The sequence below is a fragment of the Bartonella sp. DB5-6 genome (assembly GCF_000278115.1).
Taxonomy (GTDB): domain Bacteria; phylum Pseudomonadota; class Alphaproteobacteria; order Rhizobiales; family Rhizobiaceae; genus Bartonella; species Bartonella refiksaydamii.
In genome coordinates this window covers 25,373-41,708 of record NZ_JH725120.1, presented here as the reverse complement: position 1 = coordinate 41,708, position 16,336 = coordinate 25,373, and the positions used below count along the sequence as shown (strand labels likewise).

The window sequence follows — 16,336 nt, the reverse complement described above, 5'->3', positions numbered from 1 at the left end:
TATCAATTATATTATTGGTGAGTATGTGTTCATTTGAATTCTATTCGTAATAAGGTGCTAAAATTTTTATGATCATGGCTTATCATTTGGAATAGATTTTATGAACAAGGGTGTAATTAAAAACTTAACTGCTCTTGAAGCAGAAAGTGAATTGGAGTGGTTGGCAAAAGAGATTGCGCGTCATGATCTGCTTTATAATACTAATGATCAGCCCGAAATTTCCGATGCAGAATATGATGCTCTTCGTCGACGTAATGCAGAAATTGAAGCTCTCTTTCCAGAGCTCATTCGTGAAGATTCTCCTTCACATAGAGTTGGTGCACCGATTTCTGAAAAGTTTGAAAAATCTGTTCATGCACAGGCGATGCTTTCTCTTGATAATGCATTTAGTTTTGAAGATGTCAGTGAATTTATTGAGCGCGTTCGTCGCTTTTTACGACTTCCAGAAACACAAGTTTTGGAAATAACAGCTGAGCCGAAGATTGATGGTTTATCTTTATCTTTGAGTTATGAGAAAGGAAGGCTTGTGCGGGCCGCAACGCGTGGTGATGGATATGTAGGTGAAAATGTTACTGCGAATGCATGGACAATTTCTGATATTCCAAAAGTATTGCAAGGTAATTTTCCCGATATTCTTGAGGTTCGTGGTGAAGTTTATATGGGACGGAAAGATTTTCAAGAGCTTAATATGAATCAACAGGAGGAGGGGAAATTAGCTTTTGCTAATCCTAGGAATGCTGCAGCTGGTTCGCTACGGCAGCTTGATTCACGGATAACCGCAAGTAGAAAGCTTAAATTTTTTGCTTATGCTTGGGGTGAAGTAAGTGAAATGCCGGCAGAAAGCCAAATAGGGATGATGAAAAAGCTAAAAGAATATGGCTTTATTATCAATCCATTAACAGAAGTTTTTAATACATTAAAGGAGATTGTTTCATATTATCATGATATCGAAGAGCTTCGTCATTCCTTAAATTATGATATTGATGGGATTGTTTATAAGGTTAATGATTTGATGCTACAGATGCGTTTGGGGTTTGTCTCTCGTTCGCCACGTTGGGCAATTGCGCATAAATTTCCAGCAGAAAAAGCTATGGCGCTTTTAGAAGGCATTGATATTCAAGTAGGTCGAACTGGAGCATTAACTCCTGTTGCTCGTCTTGCACCTATTACCGTTGGTGGTGTGGTGATTACTAATGCAAGTTTGCATAATGAGGATTATATTAAGGGAATTGGTCATAAAGGAGAGCCAATTCGTGAAGGGCGTGATATCCGTGTAGGTGATACAGTGATTGTACAACGTGCTGGTGATGTGATCCCTCAAATTGTTGATATTGTTTCTGCAAAGCGCCCAAAAGATGCTTCTGCTTTTGTTTTTCCTCACTTATGTCCTGCTTGTGGGAGTCATGCCGTTCGTGAAGTAGGTGAAGCTATACGTCGATGTACGGGGGGGCTTATTTGTCCAGCACAAGCGATTGAACGTATTCGTCATTTTGTTTCGCGTAATGCCTTTGATATTGAGGGGCTTGGGAAAAAACAAGTGGATTTTTTTTTCCGTGTTCAAGATGAGACACTTTGTATTCATACACCAGCCGATATTTTTACTTTACAACGGCGCCAAGAAAAATCTTTGACGCGTTTAGAAAATGTGGAAGGCTTTGGTACTGTTTCAGTTCGTAAACTTTATGATGCCATTGATGCACGCCGAAAAATTCCTTTAAGCCGTTTTTTGTTTGCGTTAGGAATTCGCCACGTTGGTGAGGTTAATGCACGACGTCTTGCGCGCGCCTATCAAAATTATGTTGCTTTCGAGACTACTGCGATGGCCGCAATTATGCCATGTGATAAGGGAAATGAACAAGGCAATGAGGCTTGGATAGAGCTTACCAGTATCGAGGGAATCGGGACACAGGTAGGGAGCGCAATTATTGATTTTTATCAAGAAGCGCATAACCGCGAGGTTTTGTCTGTCTTGTTGAATGAAGTAACGCCTCTTGATGAAGAACTTGTGATGACAGATTCTTCACCAATAGCAGGAAAGATAATTGTTTTTACAGGAACTTTGGCACGAATGTCACGCGATGAAGCAAAAGCATTGGCAGAACGATTAGGTGCAAAAACCTCCAGTTCTCTTTCTAAAAAAACGGATCTTCTTGTTGCAGGAGTTGGGGCAGGTTCGAAGTTAGCTAAAGCACAAGAATTAGGTGTTGAGGTTATAGATGAAGAGACTTGGCTGCGGTTGATTGATAGGCAGTATGTTTAGGGTGGATCTTCTTCAAGCATGGTGAATTTACTAGTATTTGTCATTTTTGATCAGGTGTGATTTATTGACATTAAAAACTAATATGTAACTCTAATAATTATCTTTCGTGCTGTAAAATGTTGTTCTTCAGAACAGCGATATAATAGAAACATTTTTTGTATTTACTCATGCAAACATACTTTCTCTTAAAAAGAAAAAATGCGGTGTCCTGTAAGAATAATTAGAAGATGTTTGTGCTATTTTATTTAAAGAGGCATGGTTGCTTCTTTTGCCCATTCTTTATCTTCTTCATTTAAGTAAGGTGCATTAATCTGATAAACATGTGCGTGGTAGTCGTTGAGCCATTGTTGCTCCTCTAGTGTCAAAAGCTCTGGGAGAATTAAGCGTCGATCAATGGGACAATGTGTGAGTGTTTCAAACGAGAGCATTTCTGTATCTCCACCGTTCATTTTTTGTGCTGGTTTTACAATCATCAAATTTTCAATACGAATCCCAAAAGCACCTTCGCGGTAATATCCAGGTTCATTAGAAATAATCATTCCAGGAATCAATTCTTGGTACCCATTGCGCGAAAAATTTTGTGGTCCTTCATGAACAGAGAGAAAAGATCCAACTCCATGACCAGTGCCATGGGCATAATCAAAACCTGCTTTCCATAAGGCAATACGTGCTAGAGAATCAATGTCTTGTCCGCGTGTACCTTTTGGAAATCGTGCGGTTGAAAGAGCAATCATGCCTTTGAGGACAAGAGTGAAACAGCGTTTTTCTTCTTCTCCAATATTCCCAATCCCTACTGTGCGTGTGACATCTGTCGTGCCATCACGATATTGTCCACCTGAATCTACAAGATAAAGTTCACCAGCATTGAGTTGTTTATTTGTTTTAGTCGTTACACGATAATGAACAATGGCACCATTTGCTCCTGCTGCTGAAATTGTATCAAAAGAGAGATCTTCAAGCTTTTCTCCCATTTCTTTTGCTGTTGTTATGCGAAATTCTTCTAATTTTTGAGCAGCAGAAATTTCATTTATGGACCCTAGTGTTTGTTTATCTAACCAAGAAAAAAAACGCGTAAGGGCTATACCATCGCGCAGGTGTGCTTTGCGCGCCCCGTTTAGTTCTGTGCTATTTTTAATGGCACGTGGTAGAGCAGCGGGATCAGTAAGCGTAATAAAAGAGCCGTCTTGTTCTTCAATAGTGGTGCGTAATTTTTCGCACGTTAGTCGTGGATCTAAGGCAAAAATTGCTCTCTTTTGAACATAATCTTTGATTTTTGGAATAAGCTGTTCTGGTTCGTATAATTTTGCATAACGTTCCAGATATTGTTTCTGTTCTATACCCAGTTTTGCGCCGTTAATGAATAAGGTGGGTGCTTCTTTGATGGGAATAAGAGCAAAACAAAGGGCAAAAGGTGTGTTGGAAACATCATTGCCACGTATATTGAATATCCATGCAATAGAAGAGGGGTCTGTGAAAATAAAAGCATCTGCATTGGTTTGCTCGATATTTTTGTGAATCAAGGACAGCTTCTCATCGGTATTACATCCTGCATATTTGAGAGGATGAATCGATAAGGCAGATTGTGGTAATGGTGGTTGGTCATGCCAGATAAGATCAATGGGATTTTGTTGAACTGTTATAAGTTTCCCACTTGCTTTCATTTCTAATGCATTTTTCAATGTATCTATAGCGGCAATGGTGTGGAGCCATGGATCAAAGCCAATAGAAAGCTTTCGCCCATTTTTTTCAAGCCATTGTGAAGGTGGGTAAGTTATGAGGTCTTCATATTCAAAAATATTAGGATCAGTTTGTTGGCGAACTTGGAGTTTATAGCGCCCATCTGTGAATATGATGGCTTTGTTTTTTAAAATGAGTGCAATACCTGATGATCCAGTAAAGCCAGTAAGCCAGCTAAGACGTTGAGCATGTGGGGGGACATATTCTCCTTGATGTTCATCTGCACGTGGGACAAGAAAGCCATCTAGTCCAAGGCGATCGAGTTCTTTACGAAGAAAGGTAATACGTTCGAGAGCATGAGTAGGATTTGTTGTCGCCTCAAAAGATTGATACATAGTAACGTCCTTTTCTTTTATTTTAGATGTATCGTAACCCATTCTTGACGGTGGTATGTTTCAATGTGTTGTAAGCCTTGTTTAACATATGCTTCCAATACAGAGGTGCGTTGTTCTTCAAGAATTCCAGAGAGTATAAGTGATCCACCTTTTTGAAGTGCTCGTACCATTTCTGGTGCAAGTTCAATGAGTGGATTGGCAAGGATATTGGCAACGATCAGATCAAAGGGTGCACGTGATGCAATTTGATCATGGGCAAAACCTGTTGCTGTAACAGCTGTAATATATTCTTTTACACCATTGAGTTCGATATTGTGTTGTGCAACTTGAACAGCAATGGGATCAATATCAGACGCAAGTATAGAAATAGGTTTGAGCATTGCGATGCCAATAGCAAGTATACCGCTACCGGTACCAAGATCAAGAACATTTTGTGGATTTTCATTTTGCATTACTTTGGCAATCATTTCCAAACAACCAGCTGTTGTTCCGTGATGTCCGGTGCCAAAAGCTTGATTAGCTTCAATTTCAATAGGCAAAACATTTGGTGGAATGTCGCTTCGGCTATGGCTTCCATGTAAGAAAAAAGGACCGGCATGCACAGGTGTTAGTCCTTGAAGGCTTTGTTGAACCCAATCAATATCGGGTAAAATTTCGTGGTTAATTTTATTGGGATCTATAGAAAAGATATTTGAAAAACGTTTTGAAGCATTTTCTTTGTTTTCTTTATCTACATAAAGTGACAGTTCATACACGGCATTTTTTTCATCTACCTCTGCAAGCGCAAGAGGATATCCTTCTTCATCAAAGGCTGTTTCCATAAGAGTATAAAACCGTTCTGCTTCCTCTTTAAAAATAGTACAATACAGACGAACTTGTTGCGACATTTTGTTCTTTCTTTTAACAAGCTTTTTATTTAGTTCGAAACGAGTTTTTTAAGTCGTTCAATGGCGATATCATCTTTTAATTCATTACCGCCTTCTTCAATTTCATAGGGAATAACACCGGCTAGTTTTCCACCTTTTTTTAGTAAAAAGATTGCTGCTGTGTGATTGTATGTATAGTTACCATCTGTTCCTAGTACTTTTTCAGCGACGATGTTAAAAGAATCTACCATTTTATGAACTTTTTCAGGATCTCCACTGATTCCAATAATTTTATTGTTAAAATTACTGAGATAATCATGTAGTACTTCTGGTGTGTCACGTTCAGGGTCAACAGTGACAAACCATACTCCTAATTTATCAGCTCTTGGTCCAAGAGCTGTCAGCCATCGATCAAGATTGATTAGCGTAGTAGGGCAGCTCTCAGGGCACATGGTGAAGCCAAAGAAAATTATCGAAGGCTTGCTTCGAATATCAATTTCGGTGATAGTCTTTCCATTGGAATCAGTGAGTATAAAATTATCGCCTAAAGGCTTATTTCTCAACGTATCATAAATAAAAATGCCTATAAGAAATATGACTGTCAGCCCCAAGATACGTATTACATTTTTCATAGTTTTACTTTCTTAGATAGATCAAAAAATTGTAACATTGGCTAGTTAACTTTGCAATCTCTGTTTCATGGTTGATTTTGTTTCGCTAGTCTGTATGTTCTTTCATGTTATTTATAGAAAAACAATTGGTAGAAGATGAATGAATATTGAGAGAGATCTTCGATTCCGTGAGAGTGAGCCTCGTATTCATACGACAGCACGGCTACATGGCTGTAAATTGGGACGCTATGTGGAAATTAATGAGCGGGTGATTTTGCGTGATGTAATGGTTGAAGATTTTTCTTATTTTGAGCGCAATAGTGAAGCTATTTATAGCGATATTGGGCGGTTTTGTTCTATTGCATCTCATGTATGTGTGAATGCGCTAGAGCATCCTATGGAACGCCTTTCCACACATAAAATAACATATCGTCCTAACGAATATTTTCGTTATATGCCGTTGGAGAGTTCCTTTCGTGAAAGGCGTCGTGTAAAACGTGTTATTGTTGGACATGATGTATGGATTGGACGTGGTGCGGTTATTATGCCTGGGGTAACAATTGGACATGGTGCTATCATTGGTGCTAACGCTGTTATAACAAAAGATGTTTTACCTTATATGATTGTTGCTGGTATTCCTGCAAAGCTGTTGCGGATGCGTTTTTCTGATTATGTGATTCATATGCTTTTGGAGATGGCTTGGTGGAATTGGCCGCTTGATAAAATTTACAGTGCATTGTCTGATATGCAAAATCTTCCAATTGAGGCTTTTATTCACAAATGGAAATAATTAAGATAAAATGAGAAAATGTTTTTTGTTAAGAAAGATAATTTTATTAGGCTTTGCTTACAAAATTATCGAGTACACGCTTTTCTCCCGCTTTTTCAAATATAATAGTTAATTTATGGTCGTCTATTGCTGTAATATGACCATAACCGAATTTTATATGGAAAATCCGATCATTGATTGAAAAGTCTGAAGCAGGTTCAGAGATTGATTGGGCAATGTTTTTTTCTTCAATGTTTTTTTGTGCACGTTTCCATCTTGATTTGGAATAATTATTATAAAAGGGATTTTGCTGTTTAGAGTGCGATTTCCCATAACCACCATAAGATGTTTCTATTCCTATTAATTCTATATGTTCTGCTGGTAATTCCCCTAAAAAACGGGATGGAAGTGCTGGTTGCCAAAATCCATGAATTCTTCGATTGGATACAAACCATATATGCAAATGTTTTTTTGCTCTTGTTAGCCCTACGTAAGCTAGGCGCCTTTCTTCTTCTAAACCCGAACGACCTCCTTCATCCAATGAGCGTTGATGGGGGAAAAGCCCTTCTTCCCAGCCGGGAAGAAAAACTGTTTCAAATTCAAGTCCTTTGGCTGAATGAAGAGTCATGATGTTGACCGCATCGGTATTTTCATTGTTATCAGCGTCCATTACCAGTGCAACATGTTCTAAAAAGCTATGAAGGCTTTCAAATTGTTCCATAGAGCGGATCATTTCTTTGAGATTTTCTAACCGTATTGGTGCTTCTGGTGAGCGATCTTCTAACCACATAGCTGTGTAGCCTGAATCATCAAGTATTATTTCGGCAAGTTCTCTATGGGGGGTGTATTGTAGCATATTTTGCCAGCGACGAAAGTTTTCAATAATGCTGCGCAATGAACTGCGTGCTTTTGGTTTTAACTCATCCGTTTCAATTATTGTTGCTGCAGCGGCAAAGAGAGGAATAGAGCGCGCACGTGCACTTTCATGAAGAGTGCGTAGGGTCGCATCTCCTAAGCCCCGTTTAGGCGTGTTGATAATGCGTTCAAAAGCTAAATCATCTGCTGGTTGAACAACAACGCGCAAATAAGCCATGGCATCACGTATTTCCATTCGTTCATAAAAGCGTGGGCCACCAATGACGCGGTAGTTAAGACCAAGTGTGACAAAGCGGTCTTCAAATTCACGCATCTGGAATGATGCGCGCACCAATATTGCTATATGATTTAATGAATGTCCGGTTTGTTGTACACGTTCAATTTCTTCTCCAATTGCCCGCGCTTCCTCCCCAGAATCCCATGCTGCATGAATTTTTACTTTTTCTTCTTCTGCATTTATTTGATCAGAAAAAAGTGTTTTTCCAAGTCTTTCTTGGTTATGAGAAATGAGATGAGAAGCAGCTTTGAGAATGTGAGATGTTGAGCGATAATTGCGTTCTAAACGAATAATTTTTGCAGGAGAAAAATCTTTTTCAAAACGCAATATATTATCAACTTTAGCGCCACGCCACCCATAAATAGATTGGTCATCATCACCAACACAACAAAGGTTGACATGGTGTTCTTTAGGTTGTTGTGCCAAAAGGCGAAGCCAAAGATATTGTGCTGTATTCGTATCTTGATATTCATCCACAAGAATATAGCGGAATTTGAAATGATATTCGTGAAGAATATCTGGATTATGTTGAAAGATAGAGATAGAATGAAGCAGGAGATCGCCGAAATCACAGGCATTAAGACTTTTTAGTCTATCCTGATAGCTGTAATAAAGTTTGCGTCCCATGCCGTTGCCAAAGGAATGGGCATCACTTTCTGAAATGTGTTCTGGTGAAAGCCCTTGATTTTTCCAAGAATCAATCATTATAGCGAGATTTCGTGCTGGCCAACGTTTATCATCCAATCCTTCTGCTTGAATAAGCTGTTTTAAAAGTCGAAGGACATCATCGCTATCAAGAATTGTAAAGTTGCTTTTTAAACCAACAAGTTCTGCATGGCGACGCAGGATTTTTGTACCGGTGGAATGAAAAGTTCCAAGCCAAGGCATACCTTCAACAATTTCACCAATAAGTGCACCAATACGCATTTTCATTTCGCGTGCTGCTTTATTGGTAAAAGTTACAGCAAGTATTTGCTGAGGAGAGGCAAGCCCAGAGCGTAAAATGTGAGAAATGCGCGTAGTCAAAACACGTGTTTTTCCCGTACCAGCACCCGCAAGAACTAAAAGAGGCCCTTGAGTATTCATCACAGCTTGTTGTTGTTCGGAATTAAGTTGTTTTAAATAATCGGCATCATATTGTGAAGTATGAGCAACTAACCTAGGGTTATTTTCATACTTTTGGAGCGGAGATTCATCTTCGAAAAATGGTATGTTATCGAAAAAATTATTCATTATGCCTTCTTGTGTAGTATTTTTTTCATCTGAGTGCTAGACCTAAAAATATTTTCTTTTAAAAGCCGCAACAGCTTCCGTTGAATAAGAAGGCAAAGATTGTAAACCAAATAAAACGGGCATTAAAGGCGTTGAGTAAGAACGTATTGAAGTGCATAAACGCGTAATGAAGCCGAAAGACTCGCTTTTTGTGGTCTTTTGCTGTCAAAATCGGTGATAATAAAGGCTAAAGATTGTCCTTTTTTGCGTGCTATAGCTTTGAGAATGTCTAGAAATGGTTGCTCTAAAGATACGCTTGTTGTGTGTCCACCAATGCGTACAGATATTTTTCGTGGGACCGCTTTTTTCCAATCAATAGGATTATTTTCGTGCATTTTTTCACTCTTATTCGTCGCACCATAAACGATTTTGATCGAGAATTTTTTGCGCTTTTAAAGTTTCTTTTTTCTCTAAAAGTTTATCAGCTTTTGTTCGTCCAAAACGATAGCGATTTTCTTCTGCATGGACAGCTTTTTCTGCACGTTTTTTTCGTTTTCGAAATTGGCGAAGGTTAATCGGTTCAGTCATGAAATATTTATTTTTTTCTAAAAGAATCTAATGAGACAACATCAGCACTTTGTTTGGCATCATTTTTTGAGGTTTCCTGATTTGTAGTGAGATTTTGTTCTTTTGTGAGCGTATTTTCTTTTTTTTGTTTATCTGATAGAACGATAGGTGTGGACGGTGTATTTTCTGAGTTTTTACTCTCTCTAAGGTTAAGATTTGAGGGTAGGTCAAATGCCGCTTCAAATGACGCTACAGGGTCATAAAATACTTGGATAGAAGTAAAAGGAATCACTAATTTTTCGGTAATTTCTCTAAAAGAGAGCGTTACTTCAAAGGCAGTTTCTGAAACGCTTAAATCTCTAAACTGATGTTGTAATACGATTGTCATTTGCTCCGGATAACGATTTTTAAGCCGAGAAGAAATTTTCACACCTGGAACATTTGTAAAAAAGGTAATAAAAAAATGATGGTTTCCCGGAAGACCTGCTTTAGAAACTTCCGATAAAACTTTACGGATAACCCCACGAAGCGCATCCTGAACGAGAATATCGTAACGGATTTGATCTTGAATCATCGAATATTCCTTTATTTCACGCAGAAGACGAGCGTGCACAATATTGTGCAATAGAATGTATTTTAAAGATAGCAATATTTTGTCTACGATGCATCTAAATTAACCGAAAATAATGTGAAATTTTATGAAAAATAATATCTAATAGATCAATCAATAATATTAACAAAAGTGAAGGCTTCTGTTGCCAGGTGCCTTCGAACCCCGCTTAAACCTGCGACGGTTTAAGGCTTAATTTGAAGCATTCACACCACCTTAAGCGGCGAGACGTGCTTCCGCATAGTTGTCATTTGCAACTACTCATTTAGCCCGATAACGGTGGTACTATGCCGAGTAAAAGAGCGATCTTTACGCCTTTGTCGATCCTATTTCGCCCCCACCAAAATATAACCAATAGAGATTATACTTTGGTGGAGGCGCCGGGTACCGCCCCCGGGTCCAATAGGTTTATTTCACCGTCCATTTATTACCATAGCCGGCAAGCCAGCTCCTTAAATATAGATGAAGAACAGCCTTTCGGAAAGGGGGGGTTGTTAATATTTTAAATCCTCTAATTATTTATAAGCTATATTTAGATGTGGTTGTAACAATACAGCCGCTAATTTTTGGAGAGGAGATGTTGCAGAATGACAAATGATCTAGCAGATATTAAATTATATGATCCAAATCCTGATGGGGCTGCCATAGAACGGCTAAGACAGCGTTTGGCTTTGGTGATGCAAAAGCAGGATGCATCGTTGGTTGCTACATCAGATCCAAAAGAGTTGGAACGCGTTGAAAAATGGGTTCAAGATGTATTAGGTGCCGATGCGCAGAGCGCTAAAACAGCTGTTTCGAAAATTGCAGATATGATGTCTGGAGAGCGTAGGAAAAGTCGTATGACTTTTTATTATTTGGTCGCTAAACAATTAAATGCACTTCATAAAATTTAAGTATAAAAATTAAACTTTTATGCAATTATTACAAAAAAGCCCAATTACTTGGGCTTTTTCGTTTTCTCTTAATGTGAGAAGTTTTGATGGGGCTCATCCTCTTGAAGATATCCCCCCTTACTCATATCCGGTATAAAGAGGGTGGCAATGAATGCAATGATCATCACGCCGGTTACGTAAAAATAAAAGAGTGATTCATATCCCATATTTTTTAATCCAAGTGCTACGTATTCAGCAGAACCACCAAGTAATGCATTACCAATAGCATGAGAGAGACCAACTCCTAGTGCTCGCACTGAAGAGGGGAACATCGCTGATTTTACGACACCAGATATGGATGTATACATGCTCATGATACAGAGTATTCCAATAATGGCTAATAGCGCAATCCATTTATTATCCGTATGACCGATTATGATAAGTCCAGGAATCGTAAAGAGGGTAGAGAGTACACTCCAAATAATAAGTAAATTTTTTGTTCCAATTTTATCAGCTAGTATACCAAATACGGGTTGAAGTAATATGAAAATAAAGAGTGCGGCAGTCATCACAGTTGTAGCGGTATGTTTATCAAAGCCGGTAGTTGTGATTAGATATTTCTGCATATAAGTCGTACAGGTATAAAATGTGAGAGAGCCTCCAGAGGCGAAGAGAACAATTACAAAAAAGGCTTTTGTGTGTTTGCTTAAAAGCTCTTTAAGACTCCCAGTTTGTTTTCTAGAACGGCTTTCTTTAGTGGTTGTTTCATGAAGCGAACGACGTAGATAAAGTGTAATTATTGCTGCTAATCCACCAATCGCAAAAGGAATACGCCAGCCCCATGTTCTTAATTGATCTTCCGTTAGATAAAGTGCCAAAATAAATATAGTAAAACTGCCTAAAAGTTGACCAGTAATAAGCGTTGTAGATTGGAAAGAAGCAAAGAGACCGCGATGATTTTTAAGGGAAATTTCGCTTATATAAGTTGCTGCTGTACCATATTCACCTCCGGCTGAAAGTCCCTGTATCATTCGAAGTAAAAGCAGGAGAATTGCCGCAGTTCTCCCTAAAGTTTCATAAGTTGGAAGTATGGCGATGAGAAAAGAGCCACCACACATCATAAAAATAGATATGAGCATTGAGCGTTTGCGTCCATAACGATCAGCAATAAAGCCAAAGAGCCAACTTCCAATTGGGCGCATAAGAAAACCAATAAAGAAGATTCCTGCAGTTTTTAAAAATTGGGTGACAATGTCGCTATCTGAGGGGAAAAATTGTGGTGCAAAGTAAATCGACGCAAATGAGTAAACGTAAAAATCATACCATTCTACCAGATTCCCTGATGCGCTGGATATGATAGCAAAAATACGTTTTCTTTTATCATGTTGTATTAAAGTTATTTCATTTTTCATGAAGTGCTCCCCTTTTAGATCTATAGTTTATTTTTTTCTATTTAAAGTTGTTTATGATTTGTAACACCAAAATTCAATTGTGTAATGATGATTTCTTATGAAAGTTCTTTGAGACGGCTTAATTTGGTTAACTGTTCATGCCTTTTGAAAGCTATATTTTTTTAGGAAGATAAAAGTTATCAAACGAGATTTAAAGGAAGAGGATACGTTGAAATATGGGTTCAAGATGCCTTTGGTATTGATGAGTGGAATGCAAAAACAGCAGTTTCAAAAGTTGCAGAGGTAATGTCTGATGATCGCAGAAAAAAAACTATGATTTTTTCTTATTTTGTGGACAAACAATTAATACACTTCATAAAACTTACATGACACCAAAATGTTTTTTTATGCAACAATGAAAAAAAAGCCCAATTTTTTTAGGCTTTTTTATTTCATATAGAAAATTTAACGAATCTCATCATCTTTAAGGTATCCTCCTTTGTCTATATCCGGCATGAGGAGAATTGTAATGAACGCAATGATCATCATACAGATTATATAAAAAGGGAATACAGATTCGTATCCGATTTTTTTAAATTGAAGTGCTACGGCTTCAACTGATCCGCCAAATAATGCATTAGCAATAGCATAAGAGAGACTAACACCTATTGCTCGGATTGAAGCAGGAAATAATTCTGCTTTTATGATACCAGCGATGGATGTATAAAAACTCATGATACAGAGCATTCCAAGGATGATGAATAGCGCAACCCATGCGTTATTAGCGCTACCAATTATTCTAAGTGCAGGAATTGTACAGATGATGGATAAGCTACTCCAAATGATAAGTGAAGCTCTTGCTCCAATTTTATCCGCTAGAGAACCAAATAGGGGCTGGAGTAATACAAAAACAAAGAGTGCAGCAGTCATGATTGTTGTCGCAGTGTGTTTATCAAATCCGGTCGTTGTGATCAGGTATTTTTGCATATAAGTTGTATAGGTATAAAATGTGAGTGATCCTCCAGCTGTAAAACCCATCACTAAGAAGAAAGCTTTTTTGTGATTGCGTAGAATTTCTTTAAGACTACCACTGTTTTGTTGAGAGCGGCTTTCTTTTGTTGTTGTTTCATGGAGTAAACGACGGAGGTAAATAGCGATCATTGCTCCGAAGCCACCAATCACAAAAGGAATACGCCAGCCCCATGCTTTTAATTGATCTTCAGTGAGGTAAAGTGCTAGAATAAATACAATGAAACTGGCGAGAAGTTGACCTGTAATAAGCGTGGCATATTGGAAAGAAGCAAAAAGCCCACGACGATTCTTAGGGGCAACTTCGCTCATATACGTTGCTGCTGTACCATATTCACCGCCGGCTGAAAGTCCTTGAAGCATTCGGACTAAAAGTAGAAGAAAGGCCGCTGTTGTTCCCAAAGTTTCGTAAGTTGGAAGTATGGCGATGAGGAAAGACCCACCGCACATCATAAAAATAGATATAAGCATTGAGCGTTTTCGTCCATAACGATCAGCAATGAATCCGAAGAGCCATCCTCCAATAGGGCGCATAAGAAAACCCATAGCAAAGACAGCTGCGGCTTTTAAAAGTTCCGCAACGGTATTGCCATTCGAGGGAAAAAATTGTGATGCAAAATAAATAGACGTAAAGGAATAGACATAAAAATCATACCATTCTACGAGATTTCCTGATGCACTGGATATGATAGCAAAAATACGTTTTCTTGTATCATGTGGTGCTAAAGTTGTTTTGCTTTTCATTAAGTAATTCCCTTTTAATATTTAATATTTCTTTTCTCTATTTAAAATTGTTTACGATTTGTATCATCAAAATTCAATTGTATAATGATAATTTATTATAACAGTTTTTTGAAACAGATTATTTGGATTATATTTTCATGTCTTTGGGATTCTTTATTTTTGTAATAGGATGAAGAAATCTAATCTTTATAAGAGATTGTATTTTTCTTAATTATACTGTGTTTTGTGATTATCTTAGAGGAAGAAAAGTTTATGTGATTAAGAAAACCGTTGTTTTTGTTTCCTCATTATCAATTTAGCTAAACATTAAGGCATATAATAGTGTTATTGAGTGTGTTGTGCAGTGCTTGGTGTTTATTGACAAATTTGCCATATTTTAAGGTATTGCATTATAATGCGGTGAAAATTTTCGTTCTTTGAGAGTTTCAAAATAAGGTCGGTATGTTTTTGTCATGAAGAGAAATTATTTTCAATAAAGGATCATCATTATTAGATAATAACCTCTTTTTTCTTTTATTTTGATAAAAAAGTGAAGGTATTTTAAACAAATAAAATGTTTTTTAATCTAAGTGTACCGAATTCGGTAGAAAAAATAACATACTGATAATATAGTGAGAGAATATACTTCTCATGGTTTATATCAAGGAAAAGCGTATAAAGGATTGTTAATACTGAATTTATACGATTATCATAATCAAAAGCCCTAGTAGGGCTTTTGATTCAGCACAGGAAACTTTAATGGATTCCATCACCTTGAAGATATCCTTTTTTTCTGGCATCGGGCATCAAGATAACTGCAATAAATGCAATTATCATCATGCCGGTTATATAAAAATAGAAGACAGATTCATATCCCATATTTTTTAACCAAAGTGCTACATATTCGGCTGATCCACCAAATAATGCATTAGCAATAGCATAGGAGAGCCCAACTCCCATTGCACGTACTGAAGAAGGAAACATTTCCGCTTTTACGATACCAGAAATGGACGTATAAAAACTCATAATGCATAGCATTCCGATAATGATTAATAAAGCAACCTTTGTCTCATTAGCGTCAGCAATCATTTTAAGCCCAGGAATCGTAAAGATAATAGATAAAATACTCCACATGAGGAGTGAAGTTTTTGTACCAATTTTATCAGCTAGAAAGCCAAATAAAGGTTGAAGTAACATAAAAACGAAGAGTGCAGCTGTCATTATAGTTGTGGCTGTATGTTTATCAAATCCGGTAGTCGTGATCAGATACTTTTGCATATAAGTCGTATAGGTGTAAAATGTAAGCGATCCTCCAGCTGTAAAGCCAATAACCAAAAAGAAAGCTTTTCCGTGATTGCGTAAAAGCTCTATAAGACTACCAGCCTGCTTTTTAGAACGACTTTCTTCGGTTGTTGTTTCATGAAGCGAACGGCGGAGATAAATCGCAACAATTGCTCCTAATCCACCAATTGCAAAAGGAATACGCCAGCCCCATGCTTTTAACTGATCTTCTGTGAGATAAAGCGCTAGAATGAATATTACAAGGCTGGCTAAAAGTTGTCCACCAATCAGCGTAGTGTATTGAAAAGAGCTAAAGAACCCACGGCGATTTTTGAGGGCAACTTCACTCATATAAGTTGCTGTAGTGCCATATTCACCGCCGACAGAAAGTCCTTGAAGCATTCGAAGTAAGAGTAAAAGAACTGCTGCTGCCATTCCAATGGTTTCATAGGTAGGAAGTACTGCTATTAAGAACGAACCGCTGCACATCATAAAAACAGAAATAAGCATCGAGCGTTTGCGTCCATAACGATCAGCAATAAATCCGAAGAGCCATCCTCCAATAGGACGCATAAGAAAACCAATGGCAAAAACACCAGCAGCTTGTAAAAGTTGTGCAACAACATTACCATCAGAGGGAAAGAATTGTGATGCAAAATAAATCGATGTAAAGGAATAAACGTAAAAATCGTACCATTCTACTAAATTACCTGATGCACTAGATATGATAGCAAAGATACGCCTCCTTGTATCATGCGGTGCTAGAGCTGCTTCATTCACCATAAGTCTATCCCTTTATAATTATGTTTACGTTTATTTAGACCCCTAAAAATTGTCTACAGTATTTTATCTTTTGCGTCAAAAATTTAATTAGATAGTAGTAATATTCTTGTGCAAGACGTTTTGAGAAGAGAGATTTG

General features: G+C 37.7%; 13 protein-coding genes and 1 other RNA gene. 3 read left to right on the top strand and 11 right to left on the bottom strand.

All coding sequences use genetic code 11. The annotated features are described in order from the left end of the window. Positions 1–100: 100 nt before the first annotated feature. Positions 101–2,260: an NAD-dependent DNA ligase LigA gene (gene ligA, locus MCO_RS06885; protein ID WP_007553414.1), complete on the top strand. Its 2,160-nt coding sequence runs from the start codon at positions 101–103 to the stop codon at positions 2,258–2,260. Positions 2,261–2,505: 245 nt separating this feature from the next. Here ligA and MCO_RS06880 read toward each other — a convergent pair whose 3' ends face one another. The 3 genes from MCO_RS06880 to MCO_RS06870 are packed head-to-tail and all read right to left on the bottom strand — an operon-like array spanning position 2,506 to position 5,830. Beyond that, the gene (locus MCO_RS06880) at positions 2,506–4,332 is read right to left on the bottom strand and encodes an aminopeptidase P family protein (RefSeq protein ID WP_007553413.1); all 1,827 of its coding nucleotides are present in this window, start codon (positions 4,330–4,332) and stop codon (positions 2,506–2,508) included. 17 nt (positions 4,333–4,349) lie between these two features. Beyond that, positions 4,350–5,219: a 50S ribosomal protein L11 methyltransferase gene (locus MCO_RS06875; protein ID WP_007553412.1), complete on the bottom strand. Its 870-nt coding sequence runs from the start codon at positions 5,217–5,219 to the stop codon at positions 4,350–4,352. 29 nt (positions 5,220–5,248) lie between these two features. Further along, positions 5,249–5,830 carry an SCO family protein gene (locus MCO_RS06870; protein ID WP_007553411.1) on the bottom strand — a complete coding sequence of 194 codons (582 nt, stop codon included), beginning with the start codon at positions 5,828–5,830 and terminating at the stop codon, positions 5,249–5,251. A 139-nt stretch (positions 5,831–5,969) separates the two neighbouring features. Between MCO_RS06870 and MCO_RS06865 the strand changes: the two genes are divergently transcribed. Then, positions 5,970–6,599, top strand: coding sequence for a DapH/DapD/GlmU-related protein (locus tag MCO_RS06865; RefSeq protein WP_007553410.1), 630 nt, complete (start codon positions 5,970–5,972; stop codon positions 6,597–6,599). Positions 6,600–6,645: 46 nt separating this feature from the next. Here the strand turns inward: MCO_RS06865 and MCO_RS06860 are convergent, their stop codons facing one another. The 5 genes from MCO_RS06860 to ssrA form a co-directional block, all read right to left on the bottom strand. After that, positions 6,646–8,964 carry an ATP-dependent helicase gene (locus tag MCO_RS06860; protein WP_007553409.1) on the bottom strand — a complete coding sequence of 773 codons (2,319 nt, stop codon included), beginning with the start codon at positions 8,962–8,964 and terminating at the stop codon, positions 6,646–6,648. A 122-nt stretch (positions 8,965–9,086) separates the two neighbouring features. Continuing rightward, positions 9,087–9,338 carry a ribbon-helix-helix domain-containing protein gene (locus MCO_RS06855; RefSeq protein ID WP_007553408.1) on the bottom strand — a complete coding sequence of 84 codons (252 nt, stop codon included), beginning with the start codon at positions 9,336–9,338 and terminating at the stop codon, positions 9,087–9,089. Between the two features lie 10 nt (positions 9,339–9,348). Continuing rightward, positions 9,349–9,531 (bottom strand): DUF4169 family protein, encoded by a 183-nt coding sequence (locus MCO_RS06850; RefSeq protein ID WP_007553407.1) that lies wholly within the window; start codon positions 9,529–9,531, stop codon positions 9,349–9,351. 7 nt (positions 9,532–9,538) lie between these two features. Beyond that, positions 9,539–10,084, bottom strand: coding sequence for an SspB family protein (locus MCO_RS06845; RefSeq protein WP_007553406.1), 546 nt, complete (start codon positions 10,082–10,084; stop codon positions 9,539–9,541). 167 nt (positions 10,085–10,251) lie between these two features. After that, positions 10,252–10,608: a transfer-messenger RNA gene (gene ssrA, locus MCO_RS10235) on the bottom strand. 99 nt (positions 10,609–10,707) lie between these two features. Between ssrA and MCO_RS06840 the strand changes: the two genes are divergently transcribed. Further along, a complete protein-coding gene (locus MCO_RS06840; RefSeq protein ID WP_007553405.1) occupies positions 10,708–11,013 on the top strand; it encodes a DUF2853 family protein in 306 nt (101 codons plus the stop codon). A 68-nt stretch (positions 11,014–11,081) separates the two neighbouring features. Here the strand turns inward: MCO_RS06840 and MCO_RS06835 are convergent, their stop codons facing one another. From MCO_RS06835 to MCO_RS06825, 3 genes are all read right to left on the bottom strand, one after another. Further along, positions 11,082–12,404, bottom strand: coding sequence for an MFS transporter (locus tag MCO_RS06835; RefSeq protein ID WP_007553404.1), 1,323 nt, complete (start codon positions 12,402–12,404; stop codon positions 11,082–11,084). A 444-nt stretch (positions 12,405–12,848) separates the two neighbouring features. After that, entirely contained in the window at positions 12,849–14,156 is a 1,308-nt protein-coding gene (locus tag MCO_RS06830; RefSeq protein WP_007553403.1) for an MFS family transporter, read from the bottom strand. Positions 14,157–14,891: 735 nt separating this feature from the next. Beyond that, positions 14,892–16,199, bottom strand: a complete 1,308-nt coding sequence (locus MCO_RS06825; RefSeq protein WP_007553402.1) for an MFS family transporter — start codon at positions 16,197–16,199, stop codon at positions 14,892–14,894. Positions 16,200–16,336: the final 137 nt, after the last annotated feature.